The 13,172-nt window shown below is 66.8% G+C and carries 11 protein-coding genes; 4 read left to right on the forward strand and 7 right to left on the reverse strand.

Annotated features, from left to right (window positions below):
• Window positions 1-39: 39 nt before the first annotated feature.
• Both FHR73_RS08965 and FHR73_RS08970 read right to left on the reverse strand, forming a co-directional pair.
• Window positions 40-807, reverse strand: coding sequence for a coniferyl-alcohol dehydrogenase (locus FHR73_RS08965; RefSeq protein ID WP_183630541.1), 768 nt, complete (start codon window positions 805-807; stop codon window positions 40-42).
• Window positions 808-846: 39 nt separating this feature from the next.
• Complete coding sequence (locus tag FHR73_RS08970) at window positions 847-2,319, reverse strand: benzaldehyde dehydrogenase (protein ID WP_183630542.1); 1,473 nt, start codon at window positions 2,317-2,319, stop codon at window positions 847-849.
• Between the two features lie 226 nt (window positions 2,320-2,545).
• On the opposite strand from FHR73_RS08970, the gene FHR73_RS08975 reads away from it, so the two are divergent.
• A complete protein-coding gene (locus FHR73_RS08975; protein WP_183630543.1) occupies window positions 2,546-4,273 on the forward strand; it encodes a sigma-54-dependent Fis family transcriptional regulator in 1,728 nt (575 codons plus the stop codon).
• A 54-nt stretch (window positions 4,274-4,327) separates the two neighbouring features.
• Window positions 4,328-4,792, forward strand: a complete 465-nt coding sequence (locus tag FHR73_RS08980) for a MarR family winged helix-turn-helix transcriptional regulator (RefSeq protein ID WP_183630544.1) — start codon at window positions 4,328-4,330, stop codon at window positions 4,790-4,792.
• A 145-nt stretch (window positions 4,793-4,937) separates the two neighbouring features.
• Here the strand turns inward: FHR73_RS08980 and FHR73_RS08985 are convergent, their stop codons facing one another.
• The 3 genes from FHR73_RS08985 to FHR73_RS08995 all read right to left on the reverse strand — a co-directional run bounded on the left by FHR73_RS08985 (window position 4,938) and on the right by FHR73_RS08995 (window position 8,363).
• Window positions 4,938-5,870: an amidohydrolase family protein gene (locus FHR73_RS08985; RefSeq protein WP_183630545.1), complete on the reverse strand. Its 933-nt coding sequence runs from the start codon at window positions 5,868-5,870 to the stop codon at window positions 4,938-4,940.
• 105 nt (window positions 5,871-5,975) lie between these two features.
• Window positions 5,976-7,307 carry an MFS transporter gene (locus FHR73_RS08990; protein ID WP_183630546.1) on the reverse strand — a complete coding sequence of 444 codons (1,332 nt, stop codon included), beginning with the start codon at window positions 7,305-7,307 and terminating at the stop codon, window positions 5,976-5,978.
• 78 nt (window positions 7,308-7,385) lie between these two features.
• Window positions 7,386-8,363 (reverse strand): hydroxyacid dehydrogenase, encoded by a 978-nt coding sequence (locus FHR73_RS08995; protein WP_183630547.1) that lies wholly within the window; start codon window positions 8,361-8,363, stop codon window positions 7,386-7,388.
• A 215-nt stretch (window positions 8,364-8,578) separates the two neighbouring features.
• Here FHR73_RS08995 and FHR73_RS09000 point away from each other — a divergent pair, with 215 nt between their 5' ends.
• Window positions 8,579-9,253, forward strand: coding sequence for an RraA family protein (locus FHR73_RS09000; protein WP_183630548.1), 675 nt, complete (start codon window positions 8,579-8,581; stop codon window positions 9,251-9,253).
• Between the two features lie 340 nt (window positions 9,254-9,593).
• Here the strand turns inward: FHR73_RS09000 and FHR73_RS09005 are convergent, their stop codons facing one another.
• Window positions 9,594-10,937 carry an MFS transporter gene (locus tag FHR73_RS09005; protein ID WP_183630550.1) on the reverse strand — a complete coding sequence of 448 codons (1,344 nt, stop codon included), beginning with the start codon at window positions 10,935-10,937 and terminating at the stop codon, window positions 9,594-9,596.
• Window positions 10,938-10,990: 53 nt separating this feature from the next.
• Window positions 10,991-11,911: an SMP-30/gluconolactonase/LRE family protein gene (locus FHR73_RS09010; protein ID WP_183630552.1), complete on the reverse strand. Its 921-nt coding sequence runs from the start codon at window positions 11,909-11,911 to the stop codon at window positions 10,991-10,993.
• 217 nt (window positions 11,912-12,128) lie between these two features.
• On the opposite strand from FHR73_RS09010, the gene FHR73_RS09015 reads away from it, so the two are divergent.
• The gene (locus FHR73_RS09015; protein ID WP_183630554.1) at window positions 12,129-13,172 is read left to right on the forward strand and encodes an ABC transporter substrate-binding protein; all 1,044 of its coding nucleotides are present in this window, start codon (window positions 12,129-12,131) and stop codon (window positions 13,170-13,172) included.

The raw sequence follows: 13,172 nt of genomic DNA on the forward strand, positions 1-13,172 counted from the left end.
AACGCGATCACCGCACCCGGGCAGGCGCGGCGATCCGGGTCAGACGTAACTGGCGGCGAGACCGCCATCCACCGGCAGGTTGGCGCCATTGATCCAGCGCGAGGCATCGCTGCAGAGGAAGGCAATGGCCTCGGCCACCTCGTCGGCCAGCGCCGGGCGCAGCATGCGCTGGCTGTCGCGGGCGACGCGCTCTTCGCCGAGCATGCTGACGAAGTCGCCGAGGATGGGGGTGAATACCGGCCCCGGCGCCACGCAGTTCAGCCGCACGCCGAATTCGCGGAGCCAGGTCTGGGACTGCACGAAGCTCCAGACGATGAGCGCCTCCTTGAAGTACTGGTAGCAGGTGGCCTGGTCCACCGGATGGGCTTCCAGCCAAGCCTGGGCCTGGGCGAAGTCGGCGATCTGCGCCAGCGCGCGATGCTGTTCCAGGCGCTGCGGCCATTCAGCGCCGAGGATGGAAGCGACGTTGACGATGGCGCCGCCCGGCCCCAGTCGTGCGACCAGCTGCTGGCTCAGCAGCCGCAGGCCGAGATAGTTGACGCGCGCCACTGCCTCGCGGGGCGCCGTGCCCGGCACCCCGGCGATGTTGCACAGGCCGTGCAGGCGCTCCGGCAGGCGGCTGATCAGGGCAGTGATGCTGTCAGGATCGCCCAGGTCGGCCTGGTGGAAGTCGTCCAGGCTGAGCTGGGGCTGGTTGCGGTCGACGCCGATCACATAGGCGCCCTGAAAGCGCGCTAGCCGCGCCAGTTCGGCGCCGATGCCGGAGGCCACGCCGGTGACGACCAGGGTCTTGCCATACAGGGTCATGGGATTTTCCTCTTGTTGTTATTGGGGATGGAGCAGGGGCTAGAAGGGATAGCGTGGCGGCTCGTTATGCTCGGTCACCCATTGCCACTGGCTGTATTCGTCCCAGTTGCACAGGCCGCCGACGCTGCCGCCATTGCCAGACTGACCACGCCCGCCGAAGGGATTGACCACCTCGTCGTTCACCGTCTGGTCGTTGAGGTGCAGCATTCCGCACTCCAGCCGCTCGCCCAGGGTGCGGGCGCGGGCCAGGGAGCCGGAGAGCACACCGGCCGCCAGGCCGTAGGGGGTGCGATTGGCCAGGTCGATGGCCTCGGCCTCGCTGGCGAAGGTCACCACGCTGGCCACCGGCCCGAAGATCTCTTCGTCGAAGGCGCGCATGCCGGGACGGACACCGCTCAGTACGGTCGGGGCATAGAACAGCCCTTCGTGCCGGCCGCCCTGCTCCAGCCGGGCACCGGCGGCGAGGCTGTCGCTGACGATGCCCTGCACCCGTTGCAGCTGCCGGGCGTTGATCAGCGGGCCCAGCTGGGTAGTGGGTTCCAGCGGATCACCCAGGCGCAGGGCGGCGGCGCGGGCGACCAGGCGTTCGGTGAAGGCGGCGGCGAGGCGCTGGTGCACCAGGATCAGCCCGGTGGCCATGCAGATCTGGCCCTGGTGCAGGAAACTGCCCCAGGCGGCGCAACCGACGGCGCGGTCAAGATCGGCGTCGTCGAGCACGATCAGCGGATTCTTGCCGCCCAGTTCCAGGGCCACCTTCTTCAGGTGGCGCCCGGCGCTTTCCGCCACCTGGCGCCCGGCCTGGGTCGAGCCGGTGAAGGCGATCATCCGCACCCGGGGATGGGCGCAGAGCGCCGCCCCTGCCTCGGCGCGACCGGGCAGCACCTGCAGCACGCCCTTGGGCAGCCCGATGGCCTCGAACAGCCGGGCGATGAGGATGCCGCCGCTCACCGGCGTCTGGTGATCCGGCTTGAGCACCACGGCGTTGCCGCAGGCCAGCGCCGGCGCCACAGCGCGCAGGGACAGGATCAGGGGAAAGTTGAAGGGCGAGATCACCCCCACCACGCCATGGGGCAGGCGGCGGGCATAGGACAGCGCCCCGCGCTCACTGGGCAGGACCACGCCATGGGGCTGCAGCAACTGACCGGCGACCTGCTGCAGGATGACCCCGGCTTCGCGCAGTTCCAGCTCGGCCTTGGGCAGGATGCCGCCGGTCTCCCGGGCGATCAGGGGGGCCAGTTCGGCGCGATGCCTTTCCAAGTGCGCGGCGGCAGCCAGGAACAGCCCGGCCTTTTGCCGGGCGGTCCAGCCGGACCAGGCCGGTTGCGCCTGGGCGGCCTTGGCGCAGGCCTGGTCGATGTCGGCGACGCTGGCCAGACCGGTGCGATGCAGGGGCTGGCCGGTGGCAGGTTCGATGACCTCCAGGGTGCCACCCTGGGCGGCGATCCAGTCGCCATCGAAAATCCGTTCCTGCCAGGGGGCGCCGTCCAGGAACGGCGTGGATGGTCTGCTCATAGCCTTCTCCTTGTTGTTATCGGGCCGCGGTGGGCACAGGCAAGGGAGCAAAGGCTGTGCCCAGCCTGGACTGGCAACAAAAAGAGCAACGCAATCAGAGACTTGGTGGCTTGGGCAGGCAAAGGCGGCAGGCGCATGCGGCAAACGTCTTGCTCAAAAGATAAAGTTATGAGGTATAACCATTCCCTCGATTGCGCATTTGCGTAGTTCTTCCGGGAGTCCTGCCATGGCCCTGTCCGAACGCCTGTCCCTCAACGCCTTGCAACAGGTCGCGCCCGGCCTGCACCGGGGCGACAGTGCCGCCTGGGATGGCAGTGCCAGCCCGAGCCAGGCAGAACTGGCCGAGTGCCTGTTCTTCTCGCCCGGTGACGGCCGCATCTGGCTCAATGACCAGCGCATGCTGCTGGTACACGCCTCGTCCTTTGGCGCGCTGCGGCGCGAGTTGATCGGCGCCCTGGGTCAGGAGCGCGCCCGCGGTCTGCTGACCCGGGTGGGCTATCTTTCCGGGGTAAGGGACGCCGAACTGGTGCGCAAGCGCTGGCCCAAGGCCGACGCCGCGGCGATCTTTGCCGCCGGCACCCGCCTGCACGGCCTGGAGGGTCTGGTGCGGGTCGAGCCGCTGCATTTCGAATTCGATGTCGACCAGGGGCGCTACGGCGGCGAATTCCTCTGGCATCACTCGGCCGAATGCGACGAACACCAGATCGCCCACGGCCAGGGCAGCGATCCGGCCTGCTGGATGGAGATCGGCTATGCCATCGGCTACGTCAGCAGCCTGTTCGGCCGCCTGGTGATCTTTCGCGAGGTGGAATGCCGGGCCATGGGTCATGCCGTCTGCCGGGTCGAAGGCCGCAATGCCGAACGCTGGCCCGACGTGGCGGAAGACCTGCGCTATCTCAATGCCGCTGGCGACGGTGTCCCCGAGACGGCCGCCACCGAACGCCTGCCCGCGCCCCTGCCCCACGCCGCCGACGGCCAGCAACCGCTGGTGGGCGCCTCGGCGGCCTTCAACAGCGCCTTCCAGGCCCTGCAGCGGGTCGCTCCGACCCCGGCCACGGTGCTGCTCACCGGCGAATCCGGGGTGGGCAAGGAGTTGTTCGCCAGCCACCTGCACCGCCTCAGTCGCCGCGCCGACGGTCCCTTCGTCGCCCTCAACTGCGCGGCCATTCCCGAGAATCTCATCGAAGCCGAATTGTTCGGCGTGGAGCGCGGCGCCTTCACCGGTGCCAACCAGTCCCGCGCCGGGCGCTTCGAGCGCGCCCAGGGCGGCACCCTGTTCCTCGACGAGATCGCCTGCCTGAGTCTGCCCGGCCAGGGCAAGCTGCTGCGCGCGCTCCAGGAGCGCGAGATCGAGCGGGTCGGCGGCAGCCGCACCCTCAGGGTGGACGTCAGGGTGATCGCCGCCACCAATCTGGACCTGCGCGAGGCGGTACGCCGTGGCGACTTCCGCGAAGACCTCTTCTATCGCCTCAACGTCTATCCCATCGGCATTCCGCCCCTGCGTGACCGGCGCGACGACGTGCCCCTGCTGGTGGATCTGTTCCTGCGGCGCTTCTGCACCGCCTACGAACGGCCGCCGGTGGGCCTGACCATGCGCGCCCTCAAGGCGCTGCTGCGCTACGACTTTCCCGGCAACGTGCGGGAATTGCAGAATCTGGTGGAGCGCGGGGTGATCGCCAGCGATCCGGGCGAACTCATCGACCTGCCCCATCTGTTTCGCGGCGAGCCGCTGCCGGCCGAGCTCGTCGACGAGACCTCGGTCACCACCGGCTGGCTGGAGCGCCTGGGCGTGGACGGCGAACGCCCGCTGCCGCTGGCGCAGCTGGAAGCCGAGCTGCTCGACGAAGCCCTGGCGCGCAGCCAGGGCAACATGGCCGCCGCGGCGCGCCTGCTCGGCCTGAGCCGTGCCCAGTTCGCCTATCGCCATCGCCGCGCCCGCCCGGATCTGGACTAGAATGCCCCCTCGATACCCTCCCCTCGCCATCTCCGACGGAAGCCCTTCCCGCCGATGAGTTCCCCCGACGACGCCACGCCCCTGGACCCTGCCGCCACCCCCTGGCTGGACACCGCCGTAGGCTATGCCCTGCGCCGCGCCCAGATGAAGATGTTCCAGCACCTGGTGGACAGCCTGGCCGCCTATGATCTGCGCCCCGCCCAGTTCACCGCCCTGGTGATCCTCGAACAGGAACCCGGCCTGATGCAGGCCGACCTGGCCCGGCGCCTGGCCATCGAGCCACCGCAACTGGTCCTGCTGCTGAACAAGCTGGAACGCCAGGGCCTGGCCGAGCGGGTGCGCGGCACCCAGGATCGTCGTGCCTACGCCCTGCACCTCACCGAGCAGGGCCGCGCCCTGGTCGGTGAACTCAAGGACCGCGCCGCCGCCAGCGACCGCGCCGCCAGCGCCCCGCTGGAGGATGCCGAGCGGGCCGAGCTGTTGCGCCTGCTGCGCAAGCTCAATGGGGAGCTGGGCTGAAGGGCCGTGGGTCGATAGCGGTGTTTTCCTGTTGGGCTTCGCTGCGCTCAGTGCCAACCTGCGATGTGACCACTACCCACAGTCCTGCCTTAGCGCCTCCTCTCCCTCGGGGAGAGGGCCGCCATCAGCCGCTGAGATACGGCTCTCAGAAGCCGTACAGACTGACCGGGTTATCGCGCAGGATGGCGTTGCGTATCTGCTCATCCGGCGCCCAGTCGGCCAGCAGGTCGAAGATGTGGCCGTCGTCCGGCTTGTTGCCGGTCGCCACCGTGGGATGCGGCCAGTCGCTGCCCCACAGCAGGCGTTCGGGATGGCGCCGCACCAGCTCCCGCGCCACGGCGCCGACGTCGGCATAGTCCGGCGGGCCGCTGCGCGAGCGAATGTAGGGACCCGACAGCTTCACCCAGGTACGCTCGCCGTCCAGTAGGCGGGTCACGACGGCGAAGGTTGCCGAATTGACCCCCTCCGGTTGAGGCACATGGCCCATGTGGTCGATTACCAACCGCGCCGGCAGCCGTTGCAGCCGACTCTCCAGCTCCGTCAGCTGATTGCCCGTGGCGACCACCTGGACATTCCAGCCCAGTTCGGCGACCCGTGCGGCCAGGGGTTCGAGGTCGGCCAGGTCGGCGCCGCCGTAGCTCAGGTTGAAACGGATCCCGCGCACCCCGGCCTTGTGCAGCTCCTGCAACTCGGCATCGGTGATGCTCTGGTCGAGGACGGCTACACCGCGGGCCTGGCCCTGGCTGCGCGCCAGGCCGTCGAGCATGCAGCGATTGTCGGTGCCGTAGGTGGACGGCGTGACGATGACCATCCGGTGCAGCCCCAGCAAGGCCTGCAGCTGGTGATAGTCGTCCAGGGAGGCATTGGGCGGGAGCAGCTTGGCGCCTGGCGCTGCCGGATAACGATCATCGTAGAGATGCATGTGGCAGTCGACGCTGCCGGCCGGCGCCTTGAGCCGGGGCGCGGTCTGGATACCGGAGAAGGGGGTGGCAGCCTGGACGCCGAGGGCGTCGAACAGGCACAGGGCGGCACTCGCTTGGGCGCTCGCTTTCAGGAAGCGCCGACGATTGAAAGTCATGGAGAATTCCTCGATAGGCTGCCAGCCGCTGGGGCCGGCAGTGAGCAACGCGTGGCCGAATCGTGCAGCCGCCGACCCCTGGTCGGCGGCTCTTCCCGCTCAGCCCTAACCGGCGTTGGTCGCTGCGGCCTGGGCTTCCACCTTGGCGCGCGCGGCCTTGCGGCCCATGACCAGCACCAGCAGGCCACTGATGGCGCACAGGGTGGCCAGCGGCAGTACCGCCAGGGCGTGGCTGTGGGTGGCGCCATGGATGGCGCCATAGACGTTGACCATCACCCCGCCGCCGATGAGGTTGGCCAGGGCGCCGATGGCGGCCAGGCCCGCCGCCGCGGTGGAGGACGACAGCCAGCCCGAGGCCAGCGCCCAGAACGGCCCCTTCATCGAATAGGCACCGATCAGCACCAGGCTCAGCAGGATCACCGTAGCCGCCAGGGACGAGGTGAACATGCCCGCCAGCAGCCCGACGGCGATCAGCAGCAGAGTGACCGAGGTGTGCCAGCGACGCTCGCCGCTCCGATCCGAGCTACGACCCCAGAGGATCATCGCCACGGAGGCCAGGCCATAGGGAATGGCGTTGGTCAGGCCGATTTCCAGGTTGGACAGGCCGAAGGTCTTGAGCAGTTGCGGTGCCCAGACGCTCATGGTGGTACCGGCAGCGGAGGCGCCGGAATAGATCAGCGCCATGACCCAGATATCCTTGTGCTTGAGCAGTTGCCACAGGGAAATATGGCCGATGCTGGTCTTGCGCCCGCGCTCCTCGGCCAGCTTGAGGGTCAGCCAGTTGCGCTGCTCGTCGCTCAGCCACTGGGCCTGCTCCGGGCGGTCGGTGAGCACGAACAGGCAGGCGATACCCAGCAGCACTGCCGGGATGCCTTCCAAGATGAACAGCCAGTGCCAGCCACGCATGCCCATCCAGCCATCCAGGCTCAACAGCAGGCCCGAGAGCGGCGAGCCGAGGAAGTTGGCGCCCGGTATCGCCACCATGAAGATGGCGACCATGCGCGCCCGGTAGTTGGACGGCAGCCAGTAGGTGAGGTACAGCAGCACCCCGGGGAAGAAGCCGGCTTCCGCGGCGCCCAGCAGGAAGCGCATCACGTACAGCGAATTGGCACCCTGGACGAAGGCGGTACCGGCCGAGATCAGGCCCCAAGTGATCATGATGCGGGCGATCCAGATGCGCGCGCCGAAGCGCTGCAGCGCCAGATTGCTCGGCACCTCCACCAAGAAATAGGAAAAGAAGAACAGGCTGCTGGCGAAGCCGAAGATCGCGGGCGTCAGACCCAGATCCTGGTTCATCTGCAGCGAGGCCATGCCGATATTGCCACGATCGATGATGGCGATGAGGTAGCAGACGATCAGGAACGGCAGGATGCGCCAGGCGACGCGGCGCATCGTCGCGCGTTCCAGTTCGCTGATCTCGGGCGTGGAGGTAGTCATGCAGGCTCTCCGTCTTATTGTTGTGGAGATAGATGCAGCGGGCGGCTATGGATCGGCGTCGCCCGCGTTGGAGCGCGATCAGGCCGCGATCAGGTGACGATTGACCACGGCGCGGGTTTCCACCGCCTTGCCGTTCCAATGATCCAGTACCTGCTGCACCGCCACCAGCCCGACCCGGTCGCGGGCCTCGGTGGTGTTGGCACCCACGTGCGGCGTGGCGACCAGGTTGGTCAGGCCCCAGAGGTCGCTGTCGGCGGGCGGCGGCTCGGGGTGGAAGGTATCCAGGCCGGCACCGCCGATCTGGCCGTCGCGCAGGGCTGCAACCAGCGCCTGGGTGTCGATCAACTCGCCGCGGGCGGTATTGATCAGCAGGCTGCCGGGGCGCATCCGGGCGAACTGGGCGGTACCGAACAGATGGCGGTTGGCCTCGGTCAGCGGGCAATGCAGGCTGATGACATCGCACTCGGCCAGCAAATTGTCGAAGCTCTCCTCGCGCTGCACATGGTCACGCACCGGCAGGCTCTGGAGATAGGGGTCATAGACCCGCACCTGCATCCGCAGCGGCGCCACCAGATCCATCAGCACACTGCCGATGGAACCCAGGCCTACCAGACCGAGGGTCTTGCCAAACAGTTCGGTGCCATTGGCCTGGGCCTTGTCCCAATGCCCGGCGTGCATCCGTGCATTCAGCCAGGGAGTCTGCCGGGCCACGCTGAACATCAGGGCGAAGGCATGCTCGGCCACCGACTGGGCATTGGCGCCCAGGGCGATGGTGACCGGAATGTTGCGGTCGGCCGCCGCCTGCAGGTCGATGGTGTCGTAGCCCACGCCGTGCTTGGCGATGATCTCGAGTTTGGCCGAGGCCTCGATCATCTCGCGGGTCAGCTTGCCCTGGCGGACGATGATGGCGTCGGGCTGCTCCTGGCGGATCAGCGCGACCAGCTCGTCATGGGGCATGTAGGGCTGGGTCGGTACGACGCGGATGCCGTGGGCGGCGGCCAGGGCCATGGCGTCGGGAGCGAGTGCGGGGCCGGTGAGGAGCAGGGTGCGGGTCATGTGGGTAATCCCTTGTTGTTATGACGAGGTCCGCCAGGCGGACAGCCAAAAGGCAGGCTTTGACCTTAGCATAATAGAATAGCGTTGCAATACTAGGCATAGCGGTGAATCTGACATCGCCAATCAACCCGTTGAATCTAGAAAAAAGAAATGCCATTCTAAAAACTCGTTACCCGCTCCAGCGGCATCCAACAAAGCCCACAAGAGAAATGCCCATGACCATCGGATTCAGAGTTCTCAACGCCCAACGCAAGGTCGCAGCCGACTGGGTCGCGCGCTACCGTGAAGTCCCGGTCGCCAACGTCAGCGACTCCATGAACCGGATGACCGCTGGCGGCTCGCGCCTGCGCCCCATGCATCGCCAGGGCGTGCTGGCCGGTCCGGCGCTGACCGTGAAGGCGCGCCCGGGTGACAACCTCATGCTGCACTACGCCCTGGACATCGCCGAGCCGGGCGACGTCATCGTGGTGGATGCCGGCGGTGACCTGACCAATGCCCTGATCGGCGAGATGATGGTGGCCTATGCCATCAAGCGCGGCGTGGCCGGCATCGTCATCAATGGCGCCATCCGGGATGCCGCCAACATCGGCTCGGGCGACTTCCCCCTGTTCGCTGCCGGCATCTCCCATCGCGGCCCCTACAAGGACGGCCCGGGCGAGATCAACGTACCCATTGCCATCGACGGCATGGTCATCGAACCGGGCGACCTGGTCATCGGTGATGACGATGGCCTGCTCTGCGTACCCTACGACCAGGTCGCCGAGGTTTACGACCGCGCCAGCGCCAAGCACGCCGCCGAAGAGAAGCAGATGCGCCAGATCGCCGAAGGCACCAATGACCGCAGCTGGGTCCTGGAGTCGCTCAAGAAGAAGGGCTGCGCCCTGCCCTAGTCTTTCTCCAGTCCAGCCCGTATAGCTCGGGCTGGACCGCTGGCCCCCGAAACGCCCGCTGCCCGCAGCGGGCGTTTTGCATCCAGGACCCGGTAACGCCACGCGGGGCGTTACCTATAAGCAAGTGCCTAGATAGCCTGGCTGGACCAGAGTGTTCGGGCGGTCGCGCTAGTCGCCTTCAGCGAGCGACAGCGGCCCATATCCTTCGTGAGTAATGACTACAGCAGACGCCCATCGCCTTGGTTGCGCCTGCCGCCGACAACGCCACCCGGGACCGGTGTCTGGCCCACAAAAGAAGAAGGCGGCTCCTGGCCGCCTTCTTCGTCACTCAGGCAGAGACTCAGGTGCGCAGCGGCGCTTCGCCACCGGTCTTGAGCGGCGCCCGACGACTCGGGTCGCCCAGCCAGAGCATCATGACGACGCCCAGTGCCAGGACCGAGGCCACCACATAGAAGGGTCCGGAATAACTCTGGGTCGCATCCTTGACCAGGCCGATGGCGAAGGGTCCGACGAAGCCGCCGAGGTTACCGATGGAGACGATCAGCGCCAAGCCACCCGCTGCCGCCCGACCGGTCAGGAAGCTGGAGGGAATGGCCCAGAAGGTCGCCTGGAAGGACAGGATGCTCGCCACCGTCACGCTCAGGCAGGACATGCGCAGCAGCGGATCGGCCGAGAGCGCGGCGCCTATCAGACCCACCGCGGCAAGCCCCAGGGCGCCCGCCACATAGGGCAGCCGATGGGCACTCAGGTTGGCCTGCCGCGCCCAGAGCGTCATGGCGACGGCGCCGAGGATATAGGGGATGGTCGCCACCAGCCCCACGGTGGTGTTCTGCATGCCCAGGCTCTTGATGATCTGCGGCATCCAGATCCCGATCCCCACGGAACCGACGATGCCGCAGAAGTTGATGGCGGCCAGCATGAACACCTTGGGATTGGTCAGGGCATCACGCAGGGTGGAGCCATGGGCCGCGCCGATCTCGCGCTGCTCGCGGGCCAGTCGCTCGGTCAGCCAGGTACGCTCGCGGGTCGATAGCCAGCGTGCCTTGGCCGGCGAATCCACCAGTACGAAGAGGCAGAGGATGCCCAGCAGCACCGCCGGCAGCGCTTCCACCACCAGCAGGAATTGCCAGTTCTTCAGCCCCATGAAGTCGTGGATGTCCAGCAGGAAGCCCGACAGCGGCGAGCCGATGATATTGGCGGTCGGGATGCCGAGCAGGAAGGCCGCGGTCGCCTTGGCGCGCCACTTGCCGGGGAACCAGTAGGTGAAATAGAGATAGACCCCGGGAGTGAAACCGGCCTCGGCCACCCCCAGCAGGAAGCGCAGGATGCTGAAGCTGACCGGGCCGGTGGCGAAGGCGGTGGCCATGGAGATCAGACCCCAGCTGATCATGATCCGGGCGATCCAGATCCGCGCGCCAAAGCGCTGCATCAGCAGGTTGCTGGGAATCTCGAAGATGAAGTAGCCGAAGAAGAACAAGCCGGCCGCCCAGCCGAACATCGTCGCCGTCAGGCCCAGGTCCTTGTTCATGCTGATGGCGGCGAAACCGACGTTGGTGCGATCCAGATAGCTGATCACATAGCAGGCGAAGATGAACGGCAGGATGCGCCACAGGGCACGCCCGAGCAGTTGCTCACCCTCGGCATCGGTCAAAGGCGGCTGCATACCCGTCTGGGTCTGGTTCATGGGTAACCTCTGTTGTAGTTGTTGTGGTGCTGACAGGAACGCCCGAGCGCGACCTAGAGATGGGAGAACAGCGGTAGCCCCCGTACTGCGGTCTCAACCCGCAGGATGCTGCCGGTTTCGGATTCGGTGATGAACAGGCTGCGACCCTCCGGGCCGCCAAAGGCCAGGTTGGTGTTGCTGATGCCCGCGCAGGATTTCAAGCGGGCCAGCGGCTCGGCTACCGGCGAAAGCTGCCAGACCGAGCCGAAGCCGGTGTGGGCGATGTAGAGATTGCTCTCTTCATCCAGCGCCAGGCCGTCGGGGCCGCCCAGGCCGCCATGCAGCTGGGCGAAGACGCCGACCTTGCCGATCAGCGGGCCGTTGCCCAGGGGAATGCGCCAGACCTGCTGGGCACGGGTCACCGCCACCAGCAGATGATTGAGCCGGGGATCGAAGACGATGCCGTTGGGGCTGGGCACGGTCGCCAGCAGGCAGCTGAGCTGGCCATCGGCGCCCAGGCGATAGACCCGGCCGCTGGCGTCCTGCAGACCGGTCTGGCCCTGGTCGGTGAAGTAGAGATCGCCGGCCGGCGAGAACACCAGGTCGTTGACGCCCTTGAAGCCCTCCGAGCCGGCGCTGCCCAGCACCGTCTCCACCTCGCCGCGCAGCGGGTCGAGTTGCAGGATGCCGCGCTTGTAGTCGGCGATGAAGATGCGCCCATCGCGGTGGATCTTCAGGCCGTTGGGCCAGCCGTCGTATTCGCAGACCAGCTCCCACTCGCCCCTCGGGTCGATGCGAAAGATGCGTCCATTGGGGATGTCGGTGACATAGAGGTTGCCCTGGCGATCGAAGGAAGGGCCTTCCAGGAAGGAATCGATGGCGCGGCCCTGGCGATTGGCATCGGCCCAGGCGGTACGCCGTGGCTGGCGATAGCGCTCGGGCAGGCGGGTGAAGATGGACGTTTGGACCGTTGGCGGCGCAGCGAAAAAGCTCATGACCAGGCACCTGAGAGAGGCTGAAGCCCCCGCAGACAGGGACCTCGCGATTTTATTTTTTAACGAAATGCCGTTGCAAAAATAAAACACTCAAGGCCAATTGCAAGCAAAAGTTTTCAGCAATCGAAGGCCGAATATCCCAGGCTGCTTGACAGCTACGGCTTTTCTAAATACTCATTAAAAGAAATGGCATTTCAAAAATAACAAGGAGAACGCCATGCTGCAGCCGTCCGGCCGCTCGTCCCGCCCCGCCCTGCGCCAGCTCGCCCGCTTCCTGGGCCTGGCCGCCAGCCTTACCCTGGCTACCGTCCTCCCCGCTCAGGCCCAGACCGAACAGCCCCAGGTCACCCTGGCCATCCAGTACGGCTATGCCTATCTGCCGGTGACCCTGGCCGACAAGCTGGGCTTCTTTCGCGAGCAGGCCAAGGCGGCCGGCCAGCCCGACACCCAGTTCGAGATCAAGCGCATCAGTGGCTCGCCCGCCATCAACGACGCCCTGATCAGCGGCAATATCGACATTGGCGGCTACGGCCTGCCCGGTACCCTGGTGGCCTGGCAGAAGACCCAGAAGTCCCTGGACATCCGCGCCCTCTGCGCCCTGGTGGCCGGCGACAATGCCCTGTTCGTCAACGATCCCGCGATCAAGTCGCTCAAGGACTTCAAGCCCGACCAGAAGATCGCCGTCAGCTCTCCCACCGGCCAGCAGGCCCTGCTGCTGCAGATGGCCGCCGAGCGCACCTTCGGCCCGGGCCAGGCGCACCGGCTGGACAACCTGATGGTGGCCCTGCCCCATCCCGACGCCACCGCCAGCCTGCTCAACAAGGCCGGGATCACCGGCTACATCGGCCCCAACCCCTACAGCTATCTGCTGGCCAAGGACGCCAAGGTCACCAAGCTGTTCGACTTCGCCAAGGAACTCGACCTGCGCATGACCAGCGGGGTGCTGACCACCACCGGCAAGTTCGTCAAGCGCAACCCAAAACTCAGCGCCGCAGTGGTCGCCGCCATCGGCCAGGCCCAGGACTTCATCAAGGCCGAACCACGCAAGGCCGCCGAACTCTTCCTGCAGTCCGAGCCCTCCAGCCTGAGCCTCGACCAGGTGGAGGACATGCTGCGCGGCGTCAGCAGCGAATGGTCGGTGCAGCCCATCGGCGTCATGGCGCTGGCCAACTTCATGGTCAGCAGCGGCGCATTGAAGGAAGCACCGCAGCGCTGGCAGCAGCTGTTCTTCGAACCCGTGGCCAGCGGCGAGGGCAATTGA

The sequence above is a fragment of the Pseudomonas sp. AS2.8 genome (genome assembly GCF_014190935.1).
Taxonomy (GTDB): Bacteria; Pseudomonadota; Gammaproteobacteria; order Pseudomonadales; family Pseudomonadaceae; genus Chryseomonas.

What these genes read in the sequence shown, in the direction of transcription:
- FHR73_RS09015 (WP_183630554.1), top strand. Translation starts at nt 12,129, where the DNA reads ATGCTGCAGCCGTCCGGCCGCTCGTCCCGCCCCGCCCTGCGCCAGCTC.
- FHR73_RS08965 (WP_183630541.1), bottom strand. Translation starts at nt 807, where the DNA reads ATGACCCTGTATGGCAAGACCCTGGTCGTCACCGGCGTGGCCTCCGGC.
- FHR73_RS08980 (WP_183630544.1), top strand. Translation starts at nt 4,328, where the DNA reads ATGAGTTCCCCCGACGACGCCACGCCCCTGGACCCTGCCGCCACCCCC.
- FHR73_RS08995 (WP_183630547.1), bottom strand. Translation starts at nt 8,363, where the DNA reads ATGACCCGCACCCTGCTCCTCACCGGCCCCGCACTCGCTCCCGACGCC.
- FHR73_RS09010 (WP_183630552.1), bottom strand. Translation starts at nt 11,911, where the DNA reads ATGAGCTTTTTCGCTGCGCCGCCAACGGTCCAAACGTCCATCTTCACC.
- FHR73_RS09005 (WP_183630550.1), bottom strand. Translation starts at nt 10,937, where the DNA reads ATGAACCAGACCCAGACGGGTATGCAGCCGCCTTTGACCGATGCCGAG.
- FHR73_RS09000 (WP_183630548.1), top strand. Translation starts at nt 8,579, where the DNA reads ATGACCATCGGATTCAGAGTTCTCAACGCCCAACGCAAGGTCGCAGCC.
- FHR73_RS08975 (WP_183630543.1), top strand. Translation starts at nt 2,546, where the DNA reads ATGGCCCTGTCCGAACGCCTGTCCCTCAACGCCTTGCAACAGGTCGCG.
- FHR73_RS08985 (WP_183630545.1), bottom strand. Translation starts at nt 5,870, where the DNA reads ATGACTTTCAATCGTCGGCGCTTCCTGAAAGCGAGCGCCCAAGCGAGT.
- FHR73_RS08990 (WP_183630546.1), bottom strand. Translation starts at nt 7,307, where the DNA reads ATGACTACCTCCACGCCCGAGATCAGCGAACTGGAACGCGCGACGATG.
- FHR73_RS08970 (WP_183630542.1), bottom strand. Translation starts at nt 2,319, where the DNA reads ATGAGCAGACCATCCACGCCGTTCCTGGACGGCGCCCCCTGGCAGGAA.